A 24,776-nucleotide genomic window follows, 5' to 3' on the forward strand; every position below is an offset into this window, starting at 1 on the left:
CTTGCCATTTCCGGAAAACTGTGCTATGATGAAAAACAAGTGCTATTTAAAGTTTGGAGGACTTTATTTATGTCGGGCCATTCAAAATGGAATAATATTAAACGTAAAAAAGAAAAAACAGACGGAGCCAAGGCGAAGGTCTTTACAAAAATTGGGCGCGAACTGGCCGTGGCGGTGAAACAGGGCGGCGGACCGGACCCGAATGCAAATTCTCGCTTAAGGGACTGCATTGCAAAGGCAAAAGCTGCCAATGTTCCTAATGACAATATTGAACGCATCATCAAGAAAGCCGCGGGCGAAGGGGACGAAAACAAATACGAGACCATTCAGTACGAGGGCTATGGCCCGAGCGGAATCGCCGTCATTGTGGAAACGCTGACGGATAACCGCAACCGCACCGCCGGCGATATCCGGCATTATTTTGATAAGTTCGGCGGAAACCTTGGCCAAAACGGCTGCGTTTCCTTCCTCTTTGAGCGTAAGGGCGTTATTTTAATTGAAAAAGAAGGCCTTTCGGAAGACAAGGTGATGGAGGACGGACTGGAAGCAGGCGCGTCCGATTTTCAGTCGGATGACGACGTCTTTGAAATTGACACGGAGCCGGACGATTTCAGCGGCGTCCTGAACGATCTTGAAAAGAAAGGCTATGAATTCGTGTCTGCCGAAGTCGAAATGGTCCCCAGTACGACTGTGAAGCTGGAAGATCCGGATGCGGCTGTGAAAATGCAGCGCTTGCTCGACACCCTGGAAGACAACGACGACGTGCAGAACGTATGGCACAATTGGGATAATTCGGACCAGGATGAAGAAAACTAAACAAACCCGGCAAAGATCGTGATGAATGGTTCGGAGGCGGCAATATGACTGATCCGGCAAATCTGTGTATGAACTGCATGTCCGAAAAAACAGAAGAAGGGGCTTGTCCGCACTGCGGGTACCGCGGGGATGAGCCTCAGATGAAGCACGCCCTTCCGCTGAAAACGATGCTGCAAAATCGGTATCTGGTCGGCGTGGCCCAAAGAAGCAACGGAGAGGGAATTACTTACATCGGATATGACACCGTCTTGAACATTCCGGTCGAGCTGCACGAATTTTTCCCACAGACTCTTAGTGAAAGGGCCGCCAACGGAGCGGATGTGCGGGTCATCGGCGGCAGCGAAATTATTTTCAACGAGTCCTTTGCCCGTTTTTTAAGCTATTCAAGAGAAATTGCTCATATGCGGGAGCTTTCCGCGATTTTGCAGATTTATGATATTTTCGAAGAAAACCACACGGCGTACACCATTTCAGAGTGGAACGACAGCATTACGCTGCGTTATTTTGTAGAAAGAAGCGGAGGAAGGCTCAGCTGGAATACCGCTCGGCAGCTTTTTATGCCCGTCCTTTCGGCACTGAGTGTCCTCCATGCCCATTCCATCGGGCATCTTGGAATTTCCCCGGATACGCTTTCCATCATGGAGGATGGCCGCATGAAGCTCGGCGGGTTTTCCATCGGGGCCGTCCGGCAGATGGACACCGATCTGCCGCCGGACATGGTCCCCGGCTGCGCTGCCATCGAGCAGTATATCATGGATTACAAACCGGACGAGGCGACGGATGTATACGGCTTTGCCGCATCTCTGTTTTTTGCGCTGACCGGAACTCTTCCGCCGGACGCGTTAAAGAGAAGGAACGACCCTCGCCTTTATATTCCCACGGCTGTGCTTCAAACTTTGCCGCCCTATTTGGTTACCGCACTGGCCAATGCGCTTCAGGTATCCCCGGACCGCCGGACGCCGACCTTTGAACGCCTGCGCACGGAGCTTTCGCTTGCACCCGCGGTAACCGCCGCGCTGGAGGAAACCAGACGGATCGGCCGGGTTCAGACTAACGCCGAATCCCATCAGCAGAAGAGCCGGGAAAAGAAGAAGCGTGAGCTGCCGGGGTTTGTCTGGGTGCTTGCCTCATGCGCCGTGATGCTGGTCGTTTTTACGGCAATCGGGGTTTTCTGGATCAGCCGGACTCCTGCCGACAGCCGCAATCTGACGACCGGAACCACGGCGGAGACTTCGTCGGCTGCATCCTCGGAATCTTCGGGGCAGCAGTACTCCGCGAAAATGATGACGCAGGATTCTTCCGCTGAAGAACAGATCACCGTTCCGAATCTGGTGGGACAAAATTATGACCAGCTGGTTGCCGCCGTATCGTCCAACACGGAAACAGAGTACCAGGTTCTTCTTTCTTCCAGGCAGTTTTCCGATACGGTTCCGGAGGGATGCATTATCTCGCAGCAGCCGGCGGCAGATGGTAAGATGGCGAAGGGGACGGCCATTGTGGTGGTCGTCAGCGAAGGGACGGCGGTGAGGACTCTTCCTGAGATCGCGGGGGAAACTCTGCCGGATGCTTCTGAAGATGTGACTTCGGCGGGATTTGTTCCAACCAAAGCGGAAGCGTATAGCAGCAAAGTTCCGTCCGGCCTTGTCATCGGTTATCAGGACGCAAAGCAAGGCAGTCAGATGGCATACGGGTCCAAAGTCGTCATTGTTGTCAGTAAAGGACCGAACCCGAACCCTTCCGCCAATTCGTCAGGCGCTTCTTCCGGCGGTTAAAAACGAGGATGCACAAGGCCGGGGCAAAAAGCCCCGGCCTTAAATTTAGCGAACCGCATGACATGTAAAAAACTGCCCCGGCGCCGGCTTCGGCCGGCATTCCGGGACAGCGTTTTAATTTTATCAGACTCAGTCGCTGCTGAACGGAAGCAGAGCAAGGTGACGCGCACGCTTGATTGCTACAGTCAGTTCGCGCTGGTGATGAGCGCAGGTGCCGGTAACTCTGCGGGGAAGAATTTTAGCCCGCTCAGAGACAAAGCGGCGAAGCTTTGCGACATCTTTATAATCAATGGTATCGACTTTATCCACGCAGAAGCTGCAGACCTTTTTACGGCCTTTGCGGCCGCCTCTGCGCTCCCTTACGGGTCTGTCTTGATTGTCAGCCATGAGAAACCTCCTTATTCATTTTCAAACTAATGGTTGGTCAGAAGGGAAGATCGTCGTCGGACGGGATTTCCTCAAAATCAGCTGTATCGCCGTTTGCATACGCGGGCGCCGGCTGCTCACTGCGGTCATTCGTCGGACTCCCGGTCCGGGCGGAATAATTGCCGGAGGAAGCTGTTCCTTCCCGCTTCGGCTCTGCAAAATGAACGTTGTCGGCAATAATCTCAACCGCCTTGCGTTTATTTCCGTCTTTGTCGGTGTAAGACCGGGTCTGAATGGAACCCTGCACAGCAGCCAACTGGCCTTTACGGAAATATTTGCAGACAAATTCAGCGGTGTTGCGCCATGCCACGACATCAATAAAGTCCGTCTGACGATCGGTACCGGCTTTTACATAGGATCGGTCCACGGCAATGGTAAAACTGGTTACGGAGATCCCGTTCGGCGTATGCCGAAGTTCGGGATCCGCGACAAGCCTTCCCATTAAAACAGCGACATTCAGCATTTCAGGTCACGCTTCCTTTTTCTCTTCCGTCTTGTCCGTTTCCGGTTTCTTTTCCGGAGCTTCCTTCTTTACGGTCAGGGAACGGAGTACGCCGTCGGTAATGTTGTAAATACGGTCCAGTTCCGCAGTGAACTCCGGAGAACTGGTAAAGGCGATCAGCGTGTAATAGCCTTCTTCTTCCTTGTGAATCGGGTAAGCCAGTCTGCGCTTGCCCCATTCGTCAACATTGTCGATAGTGCCGTTTTCCGCGATCAGATCCTTGAACTTCTGAACGGTGGAAGTGATCCCTTCTTCTCCCAGTTTGGTGGAAAGAATAAATACGGTTTCATAGGAAATTTTTACATCTGCCATTGTTAAAACACCTCCTTCTGGACTTGTGGCCCCGGAACAGAGCCCGGAGCAAGGATAAAAGCCGCGAAAGCGGCTTATCATGCTTTATTATATCAGTCGGTGAGGAATCCGTCAATAGAAAATTTGTCCCGCGCGTTACAGCGATTTACAGATTTCTTTCAGATACTCACGGAATTCCGGCCCGATCTCCGGATGGTTCAGGCCGACCTCAACCTGAGCTTTCATGATTCCCAGCTTGTTGCCCATGTCATAGCGCGTTCCGGTGTAATCGACCGCAACCATACCGTCGCGCCGCGCGAGGGTGCGCATGGCGTCAGTCAGCTGAATCTCTCCGCCCGCGCCGGGGTCCGTATGGTCCAGAATGTCGAAAATCTCGGGGGTCAGAACGCAGCGGCCCAAGATGGAATAGAGGGAAAGCACCTTGTCCGGTGTCGGTTTTTCAACCATGTCGGTGCAGGAAAACCAGTTGTCCCTTAATGGCTCGACCTTCAGGGAGCTGTATTTGCCGATTGCTTCTTTTGAAACCTTTTTCACGCCCAGAACGCCCTTGCCGTATTCTTCGTAGGCCCGGATCAGCTGGGCGCAGGCGGGGTCTTCTCCGATGATGACGTCGTCTCCGTAGAGAACGGCAAACGGCTCGTCACCGACGAAGGACCTCGCGCAGCCGACGGCGTGGCCCAGCCCGCGGGTTTCCTTCTGGCGGACAAAGTAGAAGTTGGCCTTGTGGGCGATTCCGACGATCTCTTTCAGAATTTCTTCCTTTTCCGCGCCGCTTTTCGTCAGCCTAGCCTCAAGCTCCGGCACGCGGTCAAAATGATCTTCGATCAGGCCCTTGCCGCGATTTGTAATAATCAGGATATCCGTAATGCCGGAACGGACCGCCTCTTCCACAATATACTGTATGGCCGGCTTGTCCACAATCGGGAGCATTTCCTTCGGCATGGATTTGGTGGCGGGCAGGACTCTGGTTCCGAGCCCCGCCGCCGGAATAACGGCTTTTGTAACTTTCATATCTGAATTCTCCTAATAAAAGATGGATGGGATGTAAGAAAGAATTAAATAGCATATCCCAAGACAGATTGCGAGGGAAATGTTAACCCCGCCCTCTTCCTGCATCCGGACGGTGCTTTCCGAGGGGCGGGCGGTTTCTTTCCGAATCGCGCCGATTTTGCCGATGCAGTGTTTTAAATACATACGGTTTCCGGAAAAACCGAAAATAAACATCAGGATCAGCTGGGCGAAAAATACAAGAGCCGGCACCATCATTAAATAGAGCTGATAAGTGGGAAGTTTTGCAATGAGTCCCATCAGCTTTTCAATCTGATCGTTGCTTGGGGTCAGCGTGTCGCCGGCAATGCCGGTTTGCAGGAACAGGGACTGGTAAATCGGATTTAGAAAATGCTCGGATACCCAGGCGGACGCTATGTACAGGCCGAACATAACCGCCGTAACGACGGAACCGACTTTGTACATTTTTCGGTAAAGCATCCACGCTCCGGGAAAAAGAAAGGCGCAGAAATTAAACCTGTTTTTCCCGAATTTTTTCAGGTTCATAAAAATAGGCAGGTAGTACTGCGAGTTGCTCTGAACAAAACGCGCCACGTCGCCAACCGGAATATCGTCAATCGGTTCATTGGGATTAGGAATGCCGACGGAGGGGTAATACGGCGGCGGGCTGCCGGGGAAGCCGGTCTGCCCGTAATTTCCGTATGGCGGCGGAGGATTGTTTCCCTGCCCGCCATACGGAGCGTTGTTTTGCGTCCGGCTGGGCGGGGGTGGTGTAACGCCCGGGTACTCCGGACGGTCAGAGGACAGGGACTGGCCGCAGTGCTCGCAGAACAGGGCCTGGTCAGAGTTAAAAGAACCGCAGCGCGGGCACTGCTTCGTCCTTCCCTGAGTTCCGTCCTCTTTATGCTGCCTGGGCGGCGTCCAGGCGTCCGGTGTGCCGTGCTTGTCTTCGTAGACACATTTTCCGGCTTTCGCGTAGCAGTCCCGATGATACGGCGCTCCGCATTGGGGGCAGACTACAATATCGTCCTCGGCCGTGAATGTCTTGCCGCAGACCGGACATTTCAAACCGACATAATTCGTCATACTGGAACCTCCTTCAATGTTTCCATTGTATAAAAAATTCGGGAAAACTTCAATGTTTTGCCTCATAAGTTTTCAACTAATTCATAAATTTGGATCAAACAGACAAAATCAGTGTCTGTTTGACCCTGATCTGGAAAACGAACGCGCCGGATTCATAAAGTATTTTTTGACTTTAATCTTAAAATAATCTATAATCAAACGGATAGATTTTATTCTGAAGGATGATATGATGCTGCAATATGAAGAACTTCGGCTTTCGCTGCAGGGCCTGGAGCCGGAGCTGAAGGAACTGGCCGACGCGCTCGGCCTTGACGGCATGCGCAAGGAAATTGCCGAGCTGGACCAGAAGGCGACCGCGCCGGATTTTTGGGATAACATGGAAAAATCGCAGAAAATTCTTCAAAGGTCCAGTTCACTCAAAAATAAAATAGAATCTTATGAACGCCTGAAATCCGCTTATGAAGACCTGATGGCCTTGATTGAGCTGGCGGATGAAGAAAGCGACCTTTCTCTGCTGCCGCAGGCACAGCAAGAGCTGAACGAGTTCCGCGAGGGGCTTGATTCCATGCGGCTGACAACGCTCTTGACGGGCGAATACGACGCGAAAAACGCGATTCTGACGTTTCACGCGGGCGCGGGCGGCACGGAGGCTCAGGACTGGGCGGAGATGCTGTACCGCATGTACTGCCGCTGGGGCGAGCGCCACGGATTCACCGTGCAGACGCTCGATTATCTGGACGGCGAAGAAGCGGGCCTGAAAAGCGCCAGCATCCTGGTCAGCGGAGAAAACGCATACGGCTTTCTGCGGGGCGAGTCGGGCGTCCACCGACTGGTCCGCATCTCTCCGTTCGACGCTTCCGGGCGCAGACATACTTCGTTTGCCTCATTGGAGGTAATGCCGGAAATCGACGACACGATCGAAGTGGAAATCAACCCCGACGACATTAAAATCGACTATTACCGCGCGAGCGGCGCCGGCGGGCAGAAGGTCAACAAGACCTCCTCCGCCGTCCGGCTGACGCATATTCCAACGGGGATTGTCGTTGCCTGCCAGGTGGAACGCAGCCAGTACCAGAACCGCGACGTCGCCATGAGAATGCTTAAATCCAAGCTGATGGAAATCAAGGAGCGCGAGCATCTGGAGCGCATTGAGGATATCAAGGGCGTGCAGAAGGAAATCGCGTGGGGCTCCCAGATTCGCTCTTATGTGTTTATGCCCTACACCTTGGCGAAAGATCATCGCACCGGCTTTGAATCAGGCAACATCGACGCCGTGATGGACGGCGATCTGGACGGATTTATCAATGCCTATTTAAAATCCAGAAGCCAGGAGAAACTCGCCTCCGGGGAATGACCGAAATAGAAATGAGACCGCCGGGCGGTCTCATTTTTTTGTGTGCCGGTATAAAAGCTTCTGCATGCGGTTATCGTGGCCGAGGAACATCAGCCTGACGTAGTTTCCCGCGATTCGCGAGGCGAACCGGTCGGAATAGCGGTCCTGAAGTTCCCGCATGGATAAATTGGTGCTGATAATGGTGGGGCGGCGCAGCAGCAGCCGCGTGTTGACAATATTGTAGATGGCCGCAACAGAGAACGAGCTGCGGAATTCCGTCCCCAGGTCGTCGAGGATCAGCAGATCGCACGATTCCAGCAGACTGCCGGTGTCTCCGGTTTCTTCCCGGCCGAAGTGCTCGTTTTCCAAACGGGAAATCAGGTTGTTCACGGAGCAGTAAACTACGCCGTATCCCTTTTGCAGCACTTCATTCGCAACGGCGAGCGACAGGTGGGTCTTGCCCAGCCCGGTTGCGCCCTGCATAATCAGATTCTGGGAGGAAGCGGTCGAGAAAGTTTCCGCATATTTTCTGCAGTTTTGCAGAATCTCGCGCATCGCGCTTCTAGGGGAGCGTCCCGAACCGTGCTCCGGCTGATCCGGATAATAATCCAGAGAAAATCCCTCGAAAGTGGAAAGGGAAAGGGGAGTCAGGGCGTTGAGCCTGTTGTAGGCTTCTTCCTTCAGCACAATTTTCAGGCAGGAACACATCCGTCCGTCCACATAACCCGTATCCCTGCACTTTTCACAGTGATAAATCGGCTCCAGATCTTCCGCTTTCATGTTTACCGATCGGAGCAGATCAGAAATCCGGGACCGAAGCGAACGGTTTTCCTCATGAAGGCGCTCCAACTGTTCTTTCGCGTTTTTGCCGCCCAAAACGGCCTTGGCGGAGAAGACCGCCGTTTTTGCAAGGCGGCGCTCCAGCTCCTCTACCTCCGGGCAGACGCTGTAAAAAACGGCCCTGCGTTTCTCGGCCTGAGATTCGGCGGTCCGGCGGCGTTCCCGCAGAACCCGGCCGGCAGCCTCGTATACTTCCCGATCGTATCCCGTCAGAATCACTTCCTGTCAAAATTGTCAAATACGCCCGAACGCTCAAATTCATCCAGATCCTGGGAGAGGGAGCTGCTCTTGCCGCCCTTGCGCGCCGCCGCCCGCTCCATCTTTTCCCGTTCCGCCTGCAGCACGGTGGAAATATTGGCCTTTTTCCAGCGCTCCAGAATCCGGTTCATATAACTCGCGCTGAATTTTCCGGTCGCGTCCACGGCCCTGTCGTAGGCCTCACGGATCATGTCGGCGCTGAATTTCCACTGTGTAATCCAGAGGTCTGCGAACGCTTCTTCCTTTGTGGAGGGCGAGCGGTGGGGCATTCCGACAGCCTGCTCTACTTTTCGCCAGGCCTGGCGGCATTCGGTCAGCCGGCGGAGCTTTTCCTCCGCCTTTTCATGGGTGTTGATTTCTTCATCGGCCCAGTTCATCGCCATTTTCTCTATGTACCGCATGTTCGCTTTGCTGATGCTTGCGGTGTATTGCAGCAGCATGATGATCACGTCGCTGGGCAGGCCGAACTCGTCGTGGATCATCAGAAGCGTTGCGGATTCGCCGCCGGAAATCAGACGCCCCAAAACCTGCTGGGCAGATTGCATCAGGCACGAAATCTCCGTGGACTCTTCGACCCGTTTTGCAACGAATCCGCTGTCCGGTTTCTGCGGACGGGAAAGAACCCGGCGGGCGGAGCCGGAGGAATGGGACTCGGCGGGCGGCTGCTCCGGCTGTTCCGGGGCCTTTGCGTCCGGCGGCACGGCCTCGGGTTTCGTTTGCTGGTCCGCAGGGAAAAAACCGGCTTCCTGCCAGTAAAGCAGCGCGTCGCCAATGTCTGCCCGGTCGATTCCCAAAGCCGCCGCGACGTCCTGCGCTTCAAACGTTTCCCCCGCGTGGCGCAGAATCCATAGAAGAACCTTAAGCTGAACCGATCCGGCCAGCTTCAGATATTTATCAACGACGGAACAGGGGACTGCAAATACCGAATTCCATGCTCCCAAATTTACCGTATAACTCATTTCATCCCTACCCGATTTTTATTTCAACCGTAATTATAGCATAACCCCGCAAAATAGGGAACCTTGAATGTATGCGGATTTTTTTCTGTTTCCGGCTTGACAAATCAAAAGGTTTTGGATATAATAGCACTTGCACTCAGGGTGTTGCGAACGTAGCTCATCTGGTAGAGCGCCACCTTGCCAAGGTGGAGGTAGCGAGTTCGAGCCTCGTCGTTCGCTCCAATTCTTTTTTTAGAGAAAAGCCGCCGCGGAACTTCCGCGGCGGCTTTTTTAGGGAACGGCTGCAATATTTTGGTTCGTTGTTCACAAATCCTTCGGCACATGGTATAATAATAATGTTTGCGAATTTGAAAGAAGAGGGAAATCGATGGATGTAAGAAACAATGTCAGAAACGTCGCGATTATTGCTCACGTCGACCACGGGAAGACGACGCTGGTGGACCAGCTGCTAAAGCAGAGCGGAGTTTTTCGTGCGAACGAAGTAGTCAGCGAGCGGGTTATGGATTCCAATGACCTGGAGCGTGAACGCGGCATTACGATACTTGCCAAAAATACAGCCGTGATGTATGACGACGTCAAGATCAATATTGTGGATACTCCCGGCCACGCCGATTTCGGCGGGGAGGTGGAGCGGATTCTGATGATGGTGGACGGCGTGCTTTTACTGGTCGACGCGTTCGAAGGGTGCATGCCTCAGACCCGTTTTGTACTGAAGAAAGCGCTGGGACTTGGCAAAAAGCCGCTTGTTGTTCTCAATAAAATCGACCGCCCCGGCGCAAGGCCGGAAGAAGTGGTTGACGAAGTACTCGACCTGTTTATCGAACTCGGCGCGAATGAAGATCAGCTGGAATTCCCAGTGGTATACGCTTCCGCCCGCGACGGTTATTCCTCGGAGGATCCGAATGTCCGCGAGGGGGACATGAAGCCCCTGTTCGACGCCATCCTGAAAAACATTCCCGCACCGTCGGGAGATGCGGAAGGCCCGATGCAGGTCCTGTTTTCCAATATTGATTATGACGATTACGTCGGCAGGATCGGCATCGGCCGTGTAGAGCGCGGACATCTGCATGTGGGCGACAGCGCCGTCCTCTGCCACCGCGACGGGACAACCGCCAATGTAAAAATTACGAAGCTGTATCAGTTTGAGGGCCTCAAACGCCGTGAGGTGGAAGAAGCGCAGCTGGGTGACCTTATTGCCGTTTCGGGCATCACGGGACTGAACATCGGGGAAACCATCTGCTCGCCCGACCGGGTCGAGCCGCTTCCGTTTGTCAAGATCGACGAACCGACCGTTTCCATGATGTTTATGGTCAACAACAGCCCGTTTGCGGGAAGAGAGGGCAAATACGTCACTTCGCGAAACCTGCGCGACCGGCTGTTCAAGGAAGTGGAGACGAATGTCGCGATGCGCGTCGAGGAAACGGATTCTCCTGATACGTTCAAGGTTTCCGGCCGCGGCGAACTGCACCTGTCCATTTTGATTGAGGAAATGCGCCGTCAGAATTTTGAATTTCAGGTGACGGGGCCGCAGGTGATTTACAAGGAGATCAACGGCAAGAGGTGCGAACCGATTGAGCTTCTGATGATCGAGGTTCCGGATAATTATGTCGGCGCGGTTATGGAAAAGCTCGGTACGCGCAAAGCGGAGCTTGTCAACATGAGCGCCCGCGGAAACGGCACCACCCATCTGGAATTCAAGATTCCGGCGCGCGGCCTGATGGGATACCGGCAGGAGTTTCTGACGGATACAAACGGCAACGGCATTATGAACAGCGTGTTCGACAGCTACGAGCCGTATAAAGGCGAAATCGTCCAGCGTCCGCAGGGCTCGCTGATCGTCCATGAGACGGGCGAATCCACAGGATACGGCCTTTTCGCCGCACAGGACCGCGGGAGGCTCTTCATCGGACCAGGCGTGGAGGTTTACGAGGGGATGATCGTCGGGGTCAGCCCGAAGTCGGACGATATCGTTGTCAATATCTGCAAAAAGAAACACGCGACCAACACCCGTGCTTCCGGCTCCGATGAAGCGCTGAAGCTGACACCGCCCAGCATCATGAGCCTGGAACAGTGTATTGAATTTATCTGCGCCGACGAACTGGTCGAAGTAACACCGAGCAGCATCCGGATGCGTAAAATGATTCTGAGTAAGGAACTACGGATGAAACAGGCCGCTAGGAAAAAATAATGAAATTCGTCATTTTAGACCTGGAGTGGAACGGCGCTTACAGCAGGCGGCTCAAGGGCTTTATGAATGAGATCATCGAGTGCGGCGCGGTAAAGGTGGACGAGAAATTTCATATTCTTGACACGTTTGAAATGTTCATTCGGCCTCAGGTCGGAAAAAAGATCAGCGGAAAAATCAGCGATCTGACCAGCATTACAAACGAGGATTTGGCCGACGGCCCGCAGTTTCTGCAGGTTGTCAGCCGGTTCCGGCGCTGGACGGGCGACGCCGTGGTGATGACGTGGGGGACTTCCGACATTCTGGCGCTGATTGAAAATTACCGCTATTTCTGCGGCAACAGACGAATTCCGTTCCTGAAACAGTATGTTAATCTGCAGGCTTACTGCGAACGCTGCCTTTCCTATGACCGGACCAAGCAGATGGGCCTTTCGACGGCCGCGCAGCTATTGGAAATTGACGACAGCGATTTGGACCATCACAGGGCGCTGGCCGACAGTATGCTATCGCTGCGCTGCTTTCAAAGACTATATAACCCTGAAAAACTGAAACCGTTCCTGCAGGATGCCGAAACCGAGGAATTTTACAATCGCATGGAATTTCGGACGGTGACGGTCTGCGACCTGAACCATCCGCAGATTAAAGCGTCGGACTTGGCCTTTTGCTGCGATTTGTGCGGCAGGCGCGCCCGGCGGTCTGGTAAATGGCAGCTTCGCAATAAAAGCTTCCGCGCCCCGTTTATCTGCAAGCACTGCGGGCACCGGTTTTACGGCAGGGTTCAGTTTAAATTGAAATATGAAGGCATGATTGTAAAAAAAGCGGTTCTGCCGTTTCAGGAAGAACCGAAAAGTCCCGAAGAGGCGCAGAGCGCGGAGACGCCAAAAGAGAGCGAATAAGCTCTCTTTTTTTGTCCGTATCACCGCAAAACAGGTTTCTCGTTGTACTCATCGGCGTTGTGTGCTACAATCGAAATCACAGAAAAAAGCGGAGGCTTGGTATGATATTGCTGGAAAAACAGGTGAAGCTAAATCGGAAAAATGGGGTTGAATTCCTGACATTTCCGGCATTGGAGGCTCTGCCATGTGTGCGTCATGCGTTTTCCACGCGGATCGGCGGAGTCAGCCGGAATGAATTTTCTTCTCTCAATCTGGCGTTCGGCAGGGGGGACCCCGACGAAAACGTGACGGAGAACTACCGGCGCATCTGCGCGGCGGCAGGCTTCGACGCGGACTCGCTGGTCTCGTCCTCACAGGTGCACAAAACCGTGATTCGCCGGGTTGGACGAAAAAATTGCGGGGAAGGGTTTTTAAAGCCGAAGCCCGCGGGCGTGGACGGTCTGATTACGAACGAAACCGGAGTAACGCTGGTGACGCACTACGCGGACTGTGTGCCACTTTTCTTTGCGGATCCCGTTCATCAGGCGATCGGCCTTTCGCACGCCGGCTGGCGCGGCACAGCCGCACGCATCGGTGCGGAAACGGTTCGGGTGCTGTCCCGGGAATTCGGCAGCTTTGCGCGGGACCTGGTCTGTGTCATCGGGCCGTCGATCGGCCCCTGCTGCTTCGAAGTCGATTCCCCGGTCTATGAGGTTTTTTCGCGGATGACGGATCTTTCGCCGGATGAATGGATTCATAAGGACAGCGGCGGAAAATACCATATTGATCTGTGGGAAGCAAATCGGCGCGTTCTGGTGCGCGCCGGCGTGCCGGAGCAGAATATCACGGTTTCCGGATTGTGCACACAGTGTCATTCCGACCTCCTGTTTTCCCATCGGGCGACCAAAGGAAAACGCGGCGGTCTTTCCGCGTTTCTTGCCCTGAAAGGGGAGGAAGACCATGCGGATTGAGCACTGTACGCTTTGCCCGCGCCGTTGCGGTGTCCCGCGCGAAGCAGACGAAGGAAAAGGATTTTGCCGAATGGGGGCGGACCCGGTGGTAGCCCGCGCCGCGCTTCATTTCTGGGAGGAACCCTGCCTGAGCGGGACGCGCGGCTCCGGTGCCGTGTTTTTCACGGGCTGCTCGCTTCAATGCGTTTTCTGCCAGAATTATCAGATCAGCACGGAGCGGCGGACGGGCAGAATACTGACCCCGCGGGAGCTGTCGGATGTGTTTCGGCGTCTGGTGTCGCAGGGCGCCCACAATATCAATCTTGTCACGGCAACGCACTTTGTGCCGGCTGTGGTTCAGGCGCTGGTTTTGTGGAAGCCGCCGGTTCCGGTCGTCTACAACTGCGGCGGATATGAGACACGGGAAACGCTGCGGATGTTGGAAGGTTTGGTGGACATCTACCTGCCCGACCTGAAATATGCCGACGGGGAACTGGCCGGACGCCTTTCCGGGGCGGAAGACTATGTGCGGGTTTCGCGCGCCGCCGTACTGGAAATGGCGCGGCAGACCGGTCCGGCTGTTTACGAGGAAGACGGAACGATGAGCAAGGGGACACTGGTGCGCCACCTGATGCTGCCGGGCCACACACGGGACTCCATCGCCGTGCTGGACTGGCTTGCGGCGAATCTTCCGGGGGTCCCCGTCAGCCTGATGGCCCAGTATGTGCCCTGCGGCAAAGCGGAGCAGATTCCGGAGCTGAACCGACGGATCACGCGGAGAGAATACGAGAAGGTTCAGAATCACCTGTTCTCGCTGAACCTGGACGGTTATGTTCAGGAGCAAAAGTCGGCGAAAAAAGATTTTATTCCGTCGTTTCAGCTGGAAGGATTGGAATGCCTTGACAGGCGTTAAATATTGATGTAAACTATATCATATAGTAATTGATACTATATGTGATGGGATGCGATATAACATGGAAAAGAACGCAGGACAAACGAGATGCAAATTGAGCAGAGAAGAACTTCAGCTGCCGAGCTATACCGCTCTGGAAGAGATTCTCAACGCGGTCACGCACGGCCTTGGGGTATTGTTTGCCATAGCCGGGCTGATTTTGCTGCTGATAAACTGCAGGCGGGACGCGGTTACCCTGATCAGCGTCTCCATATTCGGCGGCACCATGATTCTGCTGTATCTGGTATCGACCCTGTATCACGGCATGGGTGTTTGCAGGGGAAAGCAGATTTTGCGGATTCTGGACCACTGCACTATTTTTTTACTGATTTCGGGTACCTACACGCCCGTTTCCCTGCTTTGTTTTGGCGGTACGACCGGTTGGGTCCTGTTCGCTATCGTCTGGGGTGTTTCTGTTGTGGGGATTGTTTTGAACGCAATCAGCGTTCAGCGGTTCCGGGTCTTTTCCATGTGCTGCTATCTTGGCCTGGGGTGGGTGGTCATTTTCTTTTTCAAGCCGCTGATTGCCGTCCTTGACGCCGGCTCGGTAAGGAACCTGATCGTCGGCGGAGTCTTTTACACGGTCGGCGCCGTTCTTTACGGAATCGGAAAAAAGAGAAAGTACATCCACTCCGTCTGGCATCTGTTTGTTCTTGCGGGAAGCGTTTTTCATTATTTTGTTGTTTACCGCATCGCTCTGCCGATGTAAGGGCTTAAAAGTGAAATTTGTGATATCCGGCTGCCTGCCTCCATATATTAAACGGAGGCGGGTTTTTATGTTTTTATCGGTGAAAATTCACAGGTACTTTCTTTTTATAGCGATTGCAGTACTGCTTGTATCAGGTTTCTGCGGCGGAGCCGTTGCGGCGGTTCAGCAAGCGGGAGCGGACCGCGGCGTACCGCTTCCCATCATTATGTACCACAGTATTTTGCGCGAGTCGCGCAGGCAGGGGAACTATACCGTATCTCCCGATACCTTGGATAGCGACCTTGCGTGGCTGAAAAAGAACGGTTATCAGACGGTTGTGGTTCAGGATCTTCTGGACTATGTAAATCGGCAGGTTCCTCTACCGGAGAAACCCGTCATGATAACTTTTGACGACGGGTTTTACAATAATTATTACTATGCCTTTCCAATTGTGAAAAAATATCAGGAAAAGATCGTAATCTCGCCGGTCGGTTATTACACGGATTTGTATACCGGCGGCGATGCGGACCATGCGAACTACTCCTATCTGACCTGGGGGGAAATCGACGAAATGATGCGTTCCGGCCTGGTCGAGTTTCAGAATCATTCCTATAACCTGCATTCGACCAAAAAGAGGTATGGAGCCCTGAAATTAAAAAAGGAGAGCACTTCGGCCTATCAGTCTGTACTCAAGCAGGATCTGGAAAAAATGCAGCAGGAAATGAAAGAAAACACCGGCTATACGCCCACCGCGTTTGTTTATCCGTTCGGAGCCGTCAGCAAGGAGTCGATCCCGGTTTTACATGAAATCGGATTCGAGGCAAGTATGAACTGCATGAAAAAAATGAATTATATCACGCGAGACCCGGACTGCCTATTCGGGCTTGGGCGATATATCAGGCCGACCGGAATTTCCAGCGATTCTTTTTTTCGTAAATTAGGATTGAAGTAACCTGTCATTTACGAAGAAGAATCCGTTCGATGAAATGGTAGACGACCGCCATGACGCTGGCGGAGAATAAGAACATCGGCACCAGAATCAGCAGCATTGGAATTGTGGGGGCGGTTACTTCAAATACGGCAGGGAAGAAGACCAGCGCCAGAATGAAAGCGGCGGTCATGGAAGCAAAGAGAAACGCTCTGGCCGTATTAAACGGAAGGCAGACTTTAAACAGGATTAAAAGCCCGGTGTAACCGGTAATCAGAACGGCGAGCGAGGATTGTTCCGCCGCGGAAAACCCGAGGTACGAAGAGAGGGAGACAAGAAGCAGAATATTAAGGGTCATCGTTACCGCACCGGGCAGCGACTTTTTCATGACATTCCCGATAAAACTTCCGTGCAGGCGGTCCCGGTTCGGTTCCAGCGCGAGGAGGAAAGACGGCGTTCCGATGGATACGGCATTGATCAGCGTAAACTGAATCGGCTGAAACGGATACGCGGATGCCAGAAACAGGAAGAATACCGCGATGGCGGCGGAAAAGATGGCTTTGACAAGGAAAAGGGACGCCGATCGCTGCAGGTTGTTGATGCAGCGGCGGCCCTCCGCAACGATGCGGGGCATGGAGGAGAAATCGGAATCCATCAGGACAATCTGAGAAACGGTGCGCGCGGCGTCGCTTCCGGAGGCCATTGCTACGCTGCAGTCGCTCTCTTTCAGGGCGGGAACGTCGTTCACACCGTCTCCCGTCATGGCAACGGTATGTTTTTTTTCTTTCAATGCCTGGATTAAGGTCAGTTTCTGCTGCGGTGTCACCCTTCCAAAAACCGTGAAACGCTCGGCGGCTTCCTTCAATTCTTCCTCGCTTTTCAGCTGGGATGCGTCCACGCAGCGGTCGGAGTCTTTCAGCCCGGCTTTTCCGGCGATGCTTGCCGCCGTTCTGACGTCGTCCCCCGAAATTACTTTCAGCTCGACGCCCTGGTCCGCAAAATAGGAGAGAGTTTCCCGCACGCCCGGCCGGATTCTGTCGCTGAGCAGGACGAGAAGCAGCGGGGTGAGGCCGTCCGGCAGGTCATGATCGCCAAGAGGACTGTCGGAATGAGCCAGCAGAAGAACACGCTTGCCGCGGTTCGCGTATTTTTCCACCTGCGGCCTGATTGTTTCGAACTGATCTTTCAAGATAAATTGCCCTGCGCCGAGAACAAAGCTGCCTTTTTCCTGAAAACACGCGCCGCTCCATTTCCGAGCGGAAGAAAACGCGATCTTGCCGGTGCAGGTCCAGCCCGGGGACTGCGGCATGATTTCCCGAACGGCGGTCATGGTCGGTGAGTTGTCGTCCATGGCGTTTGCAAGTGACGAAAGCGCTTCCTCTGCCTGTTCCTTTGTGATGTCGCTTAGCGGTACGACTGTCTCAGCCTGAAGGGTTCCCTGTGTCAGCGTACCGGTTTTGTCCAGACAGAGGGTATCCACGTGAGCGAGTGTTTCAATCGAGTACAGCTCCTGAACCAGCGCCTTATGCCGCGACAGCCTGAGCACGCCGACGGCCAGAACGACGCTGGTCAGCAGTACCAGCCCCTCCGGAATCATTCCGATCAGGGCGGCGACCGTCCCGACCACGGCGGGCCGGAGCGCCTGCCCGGAAACGGCCATCTGCTTGTAGAACATCAGAACGCCGATGGGAATAATGGCAAAACCCGTAATTTTGATGATGCGGTTGATCCATGTCATAATTTCGGAATTGGGCTTTTTCAAATAGCGAACGCTTCCCGCGATCTGCGAAGCGTAATTTTCTTTTCCAATGTGCTCCACCTGCGCCCTGCAGCTGCCGCCGGCCAGAAAGCTGCCGCTCAGCAGGCTGTCGCCGCGCTGCTTTGACACCGGGTCGGATTCGCCGGTGATCAGGGATTCATCTGCTTCGCATTCTCCGTCCAGAATGACGCAGTCCGCGCAGACCTGATTTCCCGTTGAAAGAAGCAGGACGTCGTCAAGAACAAGTTCGGAAACCGGAATTTCGTTTTCTTTGCCGTCGCGAATGACATGGGCCTTCGGAGCGGTAATGAGAGACAGACGGTCAATCATTTTTTTCGCCCTGATTTCCTGAATGGTGCCGATCAGTGTATTGCAGACGATTACACCGAGAAACAGAAGATTTTTATAGGACCCGACCATAATGATCAAGGAAGCGAGAATAAGATTTAAGATATTAAAGGGAGTAATCAGGTTGCTTTGAATAATCTGGCCCACCGTGCGGGTTCCGGATTCCTCTTCGCCGTTTGCAAGGCCGTGATCCCGCTGAAATTCAACCTGATCTGAATTCAGTCCGGATGAATAGTCGGGGTGAAAGCGTTTACAATAAGAATTGTTATTTTCCATCATGATTCCGTTTTCCCAGCTTTTTTTATGTTTTGTTGTCTACTATCGTATCATAAAAATAGCAGTTTCATGGAATGTTTCCAATAAATTGTTAAAAACTTAAAAAACAGTTCATCTTTTTCGTTATAATTAACAAATAGAGTTGATTCATACGGGGAGTTTCGATTTATAATTTATCTTGTTTCGCGTTGGTAATGTGATATAATTGTCAATTGTGGCCTGAGGAGCGGAAATTTGAAAAAAAGGAGATGACCGCTATTATTCAAGCTGTGAAAGAAAGCATCAGGTTTGACTTTTTTCAGCGGGTTCAACTGATCTGTGCGGATTTTGATCGGTCTTTGGTATTATTGCTGGCTGCCTCGATTTTTGCCCCGTTTTATTTCAGTATGGTTATCATAATCGGCATTGCTCTGATGACGATGGTTAACTGCAAAAAAAGGGTTCGCGCATTTGAGGCCCCTTATACGAAATTCCTTTTCGTTTTTTTAATTGTTACATTTTTTGTCGCTGCAATTTATGACAATTATATCGGTATGGCTTATTCCATCTTGATTTATGCGGTTGTAAGTTGCGCGTTGTTTATACGCAGTATCATGACGCGTTCAATTTTCAATCAGGCGATGGATCTGATTTGTGTCGGGAGCATTATCAGCCTGTTTGTGGCGTTGTATCAAAAAGCTTCTACATTCGCAAGCGCTCCGGATTACAGGCCGGTGTCTGTGTTTACCAATGCAAATTATTATGGCATGATTATTGAATTTGTTGTGTTAATTGCTCTTTACCGTGTTTTTACGAATTCTGAACTGAGTGCATTTTACTTTGCGGTGATCGGCCTCAACTTTATCGGCCTGTATCTGACCGCAAGCTTCTCTTCCTTCACCGCGATGTTCGCGGCGGTCACTCTGATGCTTCTTTTGAAAAAGAAAAACAAAATTGCGCTGATATTTATCCTTTCGGTTGGAGTATTGGCCGGGCTGCTTACAATCTTTCCGCAGCTGATGCCAAGAGGCTCGCAGGCGATTGACCATACGCTTTCACAGCGGCTTTCCATTTGGTCGGCATCTGTAAAGGGGATTGAACAGCATCCGTTTTTTGGCCGAGGCGCCATGGCCTATCAAATGATTTATCAGCAGTTCTCCGGTTACAAAACTTACCATTGCCACAACTTGATTCTTGACATTTTACTGAATTTTGGGGTAATCGGATTTGGTGCCATAGGAATTTACTTTGGCGTGCAGGCAAAGCTTTTGCTTCTGCGGTTCCGCAATCATATATTTATGGATATGAACATTCTGATGACAGCCGCCGCTGCCGCTGTTTTTGTTCACGGACTGACGGACGTCACGATTTTGTGGATTCAAACGGGCGCCCTTTTTGCACTGATCTATTCTTCTACCGGAATCGGGTCGGATTATATTGATAAAAACGTACGGGTTCCGAGCTTGCTTCCCGACTATTCCGGAGATCCGGTTGCGGCTTTGTACCTGAAAAATTAATCGATGCTCCTGCCTTCGATTGGCGGGAGCTTTTTTGAGTTTGGAGAATAATTGGCTGAATCCTATCGAAAGTCTCAGAAAAAAGTGAAATTAACAGTTGCAATATCAACCGCAACGTGATATAATATCAACCGTCGTCAAAAATGATTACTTGACAGTCGCGCGGGTCGCGCCGCAAAATTGAGAATAACACATGGGCCTGTAGCTCAGCTGGGAGAGCGTTCGGTTCGCATCCGAGAGGTCGTGGATTGTTTGTAAAACCACATCGGGCTCAGCGCCATCAAAGCAGTAACCTGTCTTATCATTAAAATTTCATATGGGCTTGTAGCTCAGCTGGGAGAGCGCCGCGTTCGCAACGCGGAGGTCGACGGTTCGATCCCGTTCAGGTCCACCAATATGGGGCATCGTTAATAACGATGCCCCATATTTTTTATATTTAGATTTATAATGTCGTTACGAGATACTGTTAGTAAAAATTTTTTAAGGCGTAATTTGTTTGCTTGCATATTTCGAGAAAATGAAATATAATGATTGCAAATTCTTATGAGGTGAAGGATCATGGATTATATGACGGTTAAGGAAGTTGGAGAAAAATGGAGCATCACTAGCCGGATGGTGAATTACTACTGCGTAGCCGGGCGAATTCCAGGCGCCATAAAAAAGGGAAACCTTTGGCTTGTTCCAATCAAATCAGATAAACCAATTGATTGCCGCACACGGGGAGGCAAGAAAAGTGACTTCCTTCAAAAATAAAGAACCGCAACACGGTTTTCGATATGCGCTAACTACAATCGGGATGATTACCGCCGCGACAGGGGTCGGTTGGATATTCCGCATCGCCGGTTTTCCCGAGACGAACATTGTGATTGTTTACCTTCTCTCTATTCTGATGACGGCTCGACTGACGCGTGGATACGCCTATGGAATTTTTGCATCCATTCTTTCTACCTGCACGTTCAATTATTTCTTTACCACGCCATACTACACGCTGTCCGTCAATGATCCGTCCTACCTGATCACTTTTGTAATCATGACGCTCACCGCATTTATTACCAGTACTCTGACTTCCAAAGTGAAGAAAAATGCTCTGGATGCACAGGGAAAAGAATCAGAAACGAGCGCTTTGTTTCAGTTGACCAATCGGCTGACTGATGCCGCAGACGTGTCCGATATCGCCGGCATCACTACGGATACGATCAGTAGCATTATGAACTGCCGTGCCGCCTGCCTTTGCTTTGACGAAAGAGGCCAACCCGAACAGAGCTTTATTCAACAGCAGGGTGCGGGGAAACAGGTTCGACGTAAGGTAGAGGACACCGCTGAACTAAAACACCGTATGGAAGGTCTGCGAACCGCTTATGATATAGGCGATGAGTTTTATGATTGGCCGATTTACGGCAGAGAAGCCATCTTGGGCGTTTTGAGAATACCGGTAGAAACCGCCGTTTCCATGAGCGAGCCGCAGAAGCGCCTTTTGCGCTCCATGATTGAAAGTGCCGCGCTTGCCATGGACCGCTTCCGCAGCGCAATGGAGCAGCAGAAATCAAGGGAAGAAACGGAACAGGAGCGGTATCGTGGAAACCTTCTGCGCGCAATTTCTCATGACCTCCGCACGCCTCTCTCCGGCATTATGGGCACATCTGAAATGCTGATGGGTATGACCCAAAAAGAGGATGAGCGCTACACGCTGGCTTCAGACATCTATAAGGATGCCGATTGGCTTCATTCCATGGTGGAGAACATTTTAAATCTGACACGCCTTCAGGATGGTAAGCTTGTCCTGAGCAAACAGATGGAAGCGGTGGAAGAAGTGGTAGGTGTTGCGGTTGCGGCTTTTTCAAAGAGAGAACCGGAGCATGAGATCGTTGTGCGGGTTCCCGACGAGATGTTACTAGTTCCGATGGATGCAAGACTGATAGAACAGACACTGGTCAACCTCATTGATAATGCCATAAAGCACACACCGCCAAATGGAGAAATCGACGTTTGCGTTAAAGAAGATAAAGGGAAGGCATCTGCCGTGTTTACTGTCGCAGATCGCGGAACAGGAATTGCGGAGGAAGATTTGCCTCATATCTTTGAAATGTTTTACACGACTCGCACAAAAGGGGCTGACGCTCAGCGCGGCGTCGGCTTGGGGCTTGCCATTTGCAAATCAGTCATATCCGCGCACGGGGGAATGATTACGGCCCATAACAGGCATGACGGACCGGGTGCGGAGTTTGTGTTTACGCTGCCTATGGAGGTGAAAAACAATGTTCAACAGAAATGAACAGATTCTCGTTGTGGAGGATGACACGCAAATCCGGAATTTCATCTGCTATGCGCTGAAGCAGGAGGGGTTTTCCTATACAACGGCCGGTACAGCGCAGAACGCACTCTCTCAGCTGGTATCCGGGCAGATTGATCTGATGCTGCTCGATCTCGGCTTGCCGGATTTCGATGGAATGGAAGTAATCAAAAAAGTCCGCGAATGGTCCGAGATGCCGATTATCGTTGTTTCGGCTCGCGATCAGGATAAGGAGAAGGCTGCGGCATTGGACGGTGGAGCCGACGATTATCTGACAAAACCGTTTTCAGCCACAGAACTTATGGCCCGTATCCGCGTTGCGCTTCGCCATCTGCGTAAAATTGAAAGCAGCAAAACGCAGTCAATTCTTTCTGTGGGAAAGCTGAAGATAGACTTCGACAAGCGATTGATTTATCTGGAAGATGCGGAACTGCATGTCACACCGTTGGAATATGATCTTTTGGCCCTGTTTTTTAACAACATCGGGAAAGTACTGACGACAAAATATATTTTAAAGGAGATTTATGGCGTCGGATATGGTACGGATACACAGGCGCTTCGGGCGCTGATGGCCGGGCTCAGGAGAAAAATTGAGAAAAACCCTGCCAGGCCACGGTACATATTGACTGAGATAGGCGTAGGTTATCGGCTCGTGGATGAGTAAATTAAATACAGTTAATGCCGCTTTGGGATTCCCAAGGCGGCTTTTCTGTTTCTCACAGCTTTCTCACAGAAAACGGCACCCTCTCACACCCAAGTCACAGGATAAGCGCTAAGATAGCACTGCAAAGAAACCATGAGGCTTCAAAGGAGGCTTTGATTTATGAAAACATTTGAGACGACTGACCGAAGCAAGTCTAGAGTAGATACATACATTTCAAATTTTATGAAGCGGCACCCATTTGCTGCATTTCTCATGGTTTTTGTTGGAGGGCCGCTTATCACTCTTCTGGCCGTTGCTGCGGCAGTGTATTTAATTGCGTTGCCGCTGGGATTCATTATGGGGTGGTTTTAATGAAAGAGAAGGAGGTCTTGGTTGTGATGAAGACTCAGGAACTATCAGAGTGCAAAAAGGAACTGACGGCGCTTTGTAATGCGGTTAAAACATTCGCAAGTGAAGGAGAGTATCAAAAATGCAAAGCGCTGATTTTTGATGCTATGGGGAAATATCCGAATGCTCCGGAGCCACACAATCTGCTTGGCGTACTGCTTGAAAAGCAGGGGGACCATCCTGCGGCTATGAAACATTTTCGCGCCGCCTGGGCGCTTGACCCCACATACCTGCCGGCGAAACAAAATCTCGACAGCTTCGGGACCTTCTTCTCACATGGCAGTTATGCGTTTGATGAAAACGATTGTCCGGAGGAAATGCACGATCAGTATAGAATCAATTACGATGAACGTGGCATTGGCCACATTGACAGGAGAAATTGCAAATGAAACCGTTTGGAAACACAGAGGCAAACAAGCATTATACCATCGTGATCGGCTGCGGCAGGTTGGGTGCAAACCTTGCGAATGCGCTCTCTGACGAGGACGGAAATGTCCTGATTATTGATAAAAACAAGGACGCTTTCCGCAAACTGTCGCCTTCCTATGGAGGGCTTACAGTAGTCGGAGACGCCACGGATCTTGGTGTCTTACAGGAAGCGCAGATTAATAAAGCAGACGTCGTTGTTGCTGTAACAAATAATGATAACGCAAACATCATGGTAGCGCAAATAGCTCGTGAATTATTTCAGATTGACCGTGTGATAGCCAGACTATATGATCCTGAACGAGAATGTGTTTATCGTGAGTTTGGGATTGATACAATCTGCCCCGCCATTTTGTCCGCCAAGGAAATTGATAAGATCTTAGCAAAAACAGATATGTCTGCGGCCGATTCTCAGGAGGGAGAAGCATGAAAACAAGAGTGTTGCTGATTGGAGGAAGAAACAAGGCAAAATCCCTGGCTTCTTCTCTAATCAATAAGGGATATCATGTAACGGTGATTAACGATACATATGAGGATTGTATGAAACTGGCTGAAATTGAAAAGCTGACGGTCATCAACGGAGACGGCACAAGGCCGTTTGTCCTTGAGGATGCCAATGCAGGTGACGCTGATATCGCAATTGCGCTGACCTCGAAGGACGAGGATACACCCATCCGTCGATGCCGACTCTGAGTATCTCTAAAGCATCCGATGAAATCACGAAGATGCATAGCTATATCAAGGAAAATTTCAATTACACAATGACATTATTTCGCCCGCCAATGGGCGAATTCTCTGAAAGAACGCTTGCTTTAGTACAAAGCCTAAAATATAGATCAGTCTTTTGGAGTTTCGCCTATGTTGACTGGGATCCTCAAAAACAGATGGGGTCTGATAAAGCGTATAAGAAAGTGGTGGGCAGTCTTCATAACGGAGCAATTTACCTACTTCATGCCGTTTCCAAAGATAATGCGGAAATATTAGGTTCCTTTATCGACAAGGCAAAAGAAGAAGGCTATGAATTTGCGAGATTGTCTTAATAGTTTTAATTTCGGGCTGTAATTTTCATATTTCTATATATTAAGGGCGTTTCTGATCAAATCAGAAACGCCCCAGATTGTCGAAGAACCCACCTGACGCGTTAAGCGAAGGATGGGCTCTTTTTACAATTTGCGTGAAGAGAAAATAGAAAATGAAAAATCAACATAAAGCCGGAAGAATGACGATCCCGCCACTTCCA

General features: G+C 51.5%; 26 protein-coding genes and 3 tRNA genes. 21 read left to right on the forward strand and 8 right to left on the reverse strand.

The window, feature by feature from the left end:
• The first annotated feature begins 69 nt into the window (after positions 1 to 69).
• Both ACLQ3M_RS07320 and ACLQ3M_RS07325 read left to right on the forward strand, forming a co-directional pair.
• Positions 70 to 816: a YebC/PmpR family DNA-binding transcriptional regulator gene (locus ACLQ3M_RS07320; RefSeq protein ID WP_411677040.1), complete on the forward strand. Its 747-nt coding sequence runs from the start codon at positions 70 to 72 to the stop codon at positions 814 to 816.
• 44 nt (positions 817 to 860) lie between these two features.
• Complete coding sequence (locus tag ACLQ3M_RS07325) at positions 861 to 2,588, forward strand: PASTA domain-containing protein (RefSeq protein WP_411677041.1); 1,728 nt, start codon at positions 861 to 863, stop codon at positions 2,586 to 2,588.
• Between the two features lie 129 nt (positions 2,589 to 2,717).
• Here the strand turns inward: ACLQ3M_RS07325 and rpsR are convergent, their stop codons facing one another.
• From rpsR to ACLQ3M_RS07350, 5 genes are all read right to left on the reverse strand, one after another.
• Positions 2,718 to 2,975 (reverse strand): 30S ribosomal protein S18, encoded by a 258-nt coding sequence (rpsR, locus tag ACLQ3M_RS07330; protein ID WP_066643583.1) that lies wholly within the window; start codon positions 2,973 to 2,975, stop codon positions 2,718 to 2,720.
• A 37-nt stretch (positions 2,976 to 3,012) separates the two neighbouring features.
• Positions 3,013 to 3,477: a single-stranded DNA-binding protein gene (locus tag ACLQ3M_RS07335; RefSeq protein WP_411677043.1), complete on the reverse strand. Its 465-nt coding sequence runs from the start codon at positions 3,475 to 3,477 to the stop codon at positions 3,013 to 3,015.
• 6 nt (positions 3,478 to 3,483) lie between these two features.
• Positions 3,484 to 3,828, reverse strand: coding sequence for a 30S ribosomal protein S6 (rpsF, locus tag ACLQ3M_RS07340; RefSeq protein ID WP_411677044.1), 345 nt, complete (start codon positions 3,826 to 3,828; stop codon positions 3,484 to 3,486).
• Positions 3,829 to 3,963: 135 nt separating this feature from the next.
• Positions 3,964 to 4,839: a UTP--glucose-1-phosphate uridylyltransferase GalU gene (gene galU, locus ACLQ3M_RS07345; protein ID WP_411677045.1), complete on the reverse strand. Its 876-nt coding sequence runs from the start codon at positions 4,837 to 4,839 to the stop codon at positions 3,964 to 3,966.
• 12 nt (positions 4,840 to 4,851) lie between these two features.
• On the reverse strand, positions 4,852 to 5,922 hold the full coding sequence (locus ACLQ3M_RS07350) for an RING finger protein (protein WP_411677046.1): 1,071 nt from the start codon (positions 5,920 to 5,922) through the stop codon (positions 4,852 to 4,854).
• Positions 5,923 to 6,151: 229 nt separating this feature from the next.
• Between ACLQ3M_RS07350 and prfB the strand changes: the two genes are divergently transcribed.
• Entirely contained in the window at positions 6,152 to 7,276 is a 1,125-nt protein-coding gene (gene prfB / locus ACLQ3M_RS07355; protein ID WP_411677072.1) for a peptide chain release factor 2, read from the forward strand.
• A gap of 30 nt (positions 7,277 to 7,306) precedes the next feature.
• On the opposite strand, the gene ACLQ3M_RS07360 is transcribed toward prfB, so the two are convergent.
• Both ACLQ3M_RS07360 and ACLQ3M_RS07365 read right to left on the reverse strand, forming a co-directional pair.
• Positions 7,307 to 8,314, reverse strand: coding sequence for an ATP-binding protein (locus ACLQ3M_RS07360; protein ID WP_411677047.1), 1,008 nt, complete (start codon positions 8,312 to 8,314; stop codon positions 7,307 to 7,309).
• On the reverse strand, positions 8,311 to 9,312 hold the full coding sequence (locus ACLQ3M_RS07365) for a DnaD domain protein (protein WP_411677048.1): 1,002 nt from the start codon (positions 9,310 to 9,312) through the stop codon (positions 8,311 to 8,313). The genes ACLQ3M_RS07360 and ACLQ3M_RS07365 overlap by 4 nt, the downstream gene beginning before the upstream one ends.
• 146 nt (positions 9,313 to 9,458) lie before the next feature.
• On the opposite strand from ACLQ3M_RS07365, the gene ACLQ3M_RS07370 reads away from it, so the two are divergent.
• The 7 genes from ACLQ3M_RS07370 to ACLQ3M_RS07400 all read left to right on the forward strand — a co-directional run bounded on the left by ACLQ3M_RS07370 (position 9,459) and on the right by ACLQ3M_RS07400 (position 15,914).
• Positions 9,459 to 9,534, forward strand: a tRNA-Gly gene (locus ACLQ3M_RS07370).
• A 145-nt stretch (positions 9,535 to 9,679) separates the two neighbouring features.
• Positions 9,680 to 11,500 carry a translational GTPase TypA gene (typA, locus tag ACLQ3M_RS07375; RefSeq protein ID WP_411677049.1) on the forward strand — a complete coding sequence of 607 codons (1,821 nt, stop codon included), beginning with the start codon at positions 9,680 to 9,682 and terminating at the stop codon, positions 11,498 to 11,500.
• Positions 11,500 to 12,393, forward strand: coding sequence for an exonuclease domain-containing protein (locus tag ACLQ3M_RS07380; RefSeq protein ID WP_411677050.1), 894 nt, complete (start codon positions 11,500 to 11,502; stop codon positions 12,391 to 12,393). The genes typA and ACLQ3M_RS07380 overlap by 1 nt, the downstream gene beginning before the upstream one ends.
• Positions 12,394 to 12,494: 101 nt before the next feature.
• On the forward strand, positions 12,495 to 13,343 hold the full coding sequence (pgeF, locus tag ACLQ3M_RS07385; RefSeq protein ID WP_411677051.1) for a peptidoglycan editing factor PgeF: 849 nt from the start codon (positions 12,495 to 12,497) through the stop codon (positions 13,341 to 13,343).
• Positions 13,333 to 14,235: a radical SAM protein gene (locus tag ACLQ3M_RS07390; protein WP_411677052.1), complete on the forward strand. Its 903-nt coding sequence runs from the start codon at positions 13,333 to 13,335 to the stop codon at positions 14,233 to 14,235. The genes pgeF and ACLQ3M_RS07390 overlap by 11 nt, the downstream gene beginning before the upstream one ends.
• 61 nt (positions 14,236 to 14,296) lie before the next feature.
• The gene (gene trhA, locus ACLQ3M_RS07395; RefSeq protein ID WP_411677053.1) at positions 14,297 to 14,983 is read left to right on the forward strand and encodes a PAQR family membrane homeostasis protein TrhA; all 687 of its coding nucleotides are present in this window, start codon (positions 14,297 to 14,299) and stop codon (positions 14,981 to 14,983) included.
• A gap of 67 nt (positions 14,984 to 15,050) precedes the next feature.
• On the forward strand, positions 15,051 to 15,914 hold the full coding sequence (locus ACLQ3M_RS07400) for a polysaccharide deacetylase family protein (RefSeq protein WP_411677054.1): 864 nt from the start codon (positions 15,051 to 15,053) through the stop codon (positions 15,912 to 15,914).
• 4 nt (positions 15,915 to 15,918) lie between these two features.
• On the opposite strand, the gene ACLQ3M_RS07405 is transcribed toward ACLQ3M_RS07400, so the two are convergent.
• Positions 15,919 to 18,276, reverse strand: a complete 2,358-nt coding sequence (locus ACLQ3M_RS07405; protein WP_411677055.1) for an HAD-IC family P-type ATPase — start codon at positions 18,274 to 18,276, stop codon at positions 15,919 to 15,921.
• Positions 18,277 to 18,866: 590 nt separating this feature from the next.
• Here ACLQ3M_RS07405 and ACLQ3M_RS07410 point away from each other — a divergent pair.
• The 11 genes from ACLQ3M_RS07410 (at position 18,867) to ACLQ3M_RS07460 (ending at position 24,576) form a co-directional block, all read left to right on the forward strand.
• Positions 18,867 to 19,769 (forward strand): O-antigen ligase family protein, encoded by a 903-nt coding sequence (locus ACLQ3M_RS07410; RefSeq protein ID WP_411677056.1) that lies wholly within the window; start codon positions 18,867 to 18,869, stop codon positions 19,767 to 19,769.
• Positions 19,770 to 19,964: 195 nt separating this feature from the next.
• Positions 19,965 to 20,043, forward strand: a tRNA-Ala gene (locus ACLQ3M_RS07415).
• A 44-nt stretch (positions 20,044 to 20,087) separates the two neighbouring features.
• Positions 20,088 to 20,163, forward strand: a tRNA-Ala gene (locus tag ACLQ3M_RS07420).
• A 164-nt stretch (positions 20,164 to 20,327) separates the two neighbouring features.
• Entirely contained in the window at positions 20,328 to 20,522 is a 195-nt protein-coding gene (locus ACLQ3M_RS07425; protein ID WP_411677057.1) for a DNA-binding protein, read from the forward strand.
• Positions 20,503 to 22,041, forward strand: a complete 1,539-nt coding sequence (locus tag ACLQ3M_RS07430) for a DUF4118 domain-containing protein (RefSeq protein WP_411677058.1) — start codon at positions 20,503 to 20,505, stop codon at positions 22,039 to 22,041. The genes ACLQ3M_RS07425 and ACLQ3M_RS07430 overlap by 20 nt, the downstream gene beginning before the upstream one ends.
• Complete coding sequence (locus tag ACLQ3M_RS07435; RefSeq protein ID WP_411677059.1) at positions 22,025 to 22,723, forward strand: response regulator; 699 nt, start codon at positions 22,025 to 22,027, stop codon at positions 22,721 to 22,723. The genes ACLQ3M_RS07430 and ACLQ3M_RS07435 overlap by 17 nt, the downstream gene beginning before the upstream one ends.
• Before the next feature lie 159 nt (positions 22,724 to 22,882).
• The gene (locus ACLQ3M_RS07440; protein WP_411677060.1) at positions 22,883 to 23,074 is read left to right on the forward strand and encodes a hypothetical protein; all 192 of its coding nucleotides are present in this window, start codon (positions 22,883 to 22,885) and stop codon (positions 23,072 to 23,074) included.
• Positions 23,074 to 23,499 carry a hypothetical protein gene (locus ACLQ3M_RS07445; protein WP_411677061.1) on the forward strand — a complete coding sequence of 142 codons (426 nt, stop codon included), beginning with the start codon at positions 23,074 to 23,076 and terminating at the stop codon, positions 23,497 to 23,499. Before ACLQ3M_RS07440 ends, ACLQ3M_RS07445 begins: the two co-directional genes overlap by 1 nt.
• A complete protein-coding gene (locus ACLQ3M_RS07450) occupies positions 23,496 to 23,966 on the forward strand; it encodes a potassium channel family protein (RefSeq protein WP_411677062.1) in 471 nt (156 codons plus the stop codon). The genes ACLQ3M_RS07445 and ACLQ3M_RS07450 overlap by 4 nt, the downstream gene beginning before the upstream one ends.
• Entirely contained in the window at positions 23,963 to 24,229 is a 267-nt protein-coding gene (locus ACLQ3M_RS07455; RefSeq protein ID WP_411677063.1) for an NAD-binding protein, read from the forward strand. Before ACLQ3M_RS07450 ends, ACLQ3M_RS07455 begins: the two co-directional genes overlap by 4 nt.
• Positions 24,217 to 24,576, forward strand: a complete 360-nt coding sequence (locus tag ACLQ3M_RS07460) for a polysaccharide deacetylase family protein (protein WP_411677064.1) — start codon at positions 24,217 to 24,219, stop codon at positions 24,574 to 24,576. The genes ACLQ3M_RS07455 and ACLQ3M_RS07460 overlap by 13 nt, the downstream gene beginning before the upstream one ends.
• Positions 24,577 to 24,776: the final 200 nt, after the last annotated feature.

Source organism: Caproicibacter sp., from assembly GCF_046707225.1.
Lineage (GTDB): Bacteria > Bacillota > Clostridia > Oscillospirales > Acutalibacteraceae > Caproicibacter.

Bases quoted from the DNA above. Each gene is read 5' to 3' on its own strand.
- ACLQ3M_RS07320 (WP_411677040.1), top strand. From the start codon at position 70: ATGTCGGGCCATTCAAAATGGAATAATATTAAACGTAAAAAAGAAAAA.
- ACLQ3M_RS07325 (WP_411677041.1), top strand. From the start codon at position 861: ATGACTGATCCGGCAAATCTGTGTATGAACTGCATGTCCGAAAAAACA.
- rpsR (WP_066643583.1), bottom strand. From the start codon at position 2,975: ATGGCTGACAATCAAGACAGACCCGTAAGGGAGCGCAGAGGCGGCCGC.
- ACLQ3M_RS07335 (WP_411677043.1), bottom strand. From the start codon at position 3,477: ATGCTGAATGTCGCTGTTTTAATGGGAAGGCTTGTCGCGGATCCCGAA.
- rpsF (WP_411677044.1), bottom strand. From the start codon at position 3,828: ATGGCAGATGTAAAAATTTCCTATGAAACCGTATTTATTCTTTCCACC.
- galU (WP_411677045.1), bottom strand. From the start codon at position 4,839: ATGAAAGTTACAAAAGCCGTTATTCCGGCGGCGGGGCTCGGAACCAGA.
- ACLQ3M_RS07350 (WP_411677046.1), bottom strand. From the start codon at position 5,922: ATGACGAATTATGTCGGTTTGAAATGTCCGGTCTGCGGCAAGACATTC.
- prfB (WP_411677072.1), top strand. From the start codon at position 6,152: ATGCTGCAATATGAAGAACTTCGGCTTTCGCTGCAGGGCCTGGAGCCG.
- ACLQ3M_RS07365 (WP_411677048.1), bottom strand. From the start codon at position 9,312: ATGAGTTATACGGTAAATTTGGGAGCATGGAATTCGGTATTTGCAGTC.
- typA (WP_411677049.1), top strand. From the start codon at position 9,680: ATGGATGTAAGAAACAATGTCAGAAACGTCGCGATTATTGCTCACGTC.
- ACLQ3M_RS07380 (WP_411677050.1), top strand. From the start codon at position 11,500: ATGAAATTCGTCATTTTAGACCTGGAGTGGAACGGCGCTTACAGCAGG.
- pgeF (WP_411677051.1), top strand. From the start codon at position 12,495: ATGATATTGCTGGAAAAACAGGTGAAGCTAAATCGGAAAAATGGGGTT.
- ACLQ3M_RS07390 (WP_411677052.1), top strand. From the start codon at position 13,333: ATGCGGATTGAGCACTGTACGCTTTGCCCGCGCCGTTGCGGTGTCCCG.
- trhA (WP_411677053.1), top strand. From the start codon at position 14,297: ATGGAAAAGAACGCAGGACAAACGAGATGCAAATTGAGCAGAGAAGAA.
- ACLQ3M_RS07400 (WP_411677054.1), top strand. From the start codon at position 15,051: ATGTTTTTATCGGTGAAAATTCACAGGTACTTTCTTTTTATAGCGATT.
- ACLQ3M_RS07405 (WP_411677055.1), bottom strand. From the start codon at position 18,276: ATGATGGAAAATAACAATTCTTATTGTAAACGCTTTCACCCCGACTAT.
- ACLQ3M_RS07410 (WP_411677056.1), top strand. From the start codon at position 18,867: ATGACGCGTTCAATTTTCAATCAGGCGATGGATCTGATTTGTGTCGGG.
- ACLQ3M_RS07425 (WP_411677057.1), top strand. From the start codon at position 20,328: ATGGATTATATGACGGTTAAGGAAGTTGGAGAAAAATGGAGCATCACT.
- ACLQ3M_RS07435 (WP_411677059.1), top strand. From the start codon at position 22,025: ATGTTCAACAGAAATGAACAGATTCTCGTTGTGGAGGATGACACGCAA.
- ACLQ3M_RS07440 (WP_411677060.1), top strand. From the start codon at position 22,883: ATGAAAACATTTGAGACGACTGACCGAAGCAAGTCTAGAGTAGATACA.
- ACLQ3M_RS07445 (WP_411677061.1), top strand. From the start codon at position 23,074: ATGAAAGAGAAGGAGGTCTTGGTTGTGATGAAGACTCAGGAACTATCA.
- ACLQ3M_RS07450 (WP_411677062.1), top strand. From the start codon at position 23,496: ATGAAACCGTTTGGAAACACAGAGGCAAACAAGCATTATACCATCGTG.
- ACLQ3M_RS07455 (WP_411677063.1), top strand. From the start codon at position 23,963: ATGAAAACAAGAGTGTTGCTGATTGGAGGAAGAAACAAGGCAAAATCC.
- ACLQ3M_RS07460 (WP_411677064.1), top strand. From the start codon at position 24,217: ATGCCGACTCTGAGTATCTCTAAAGCATCCGATGAAATCACGAAGATG.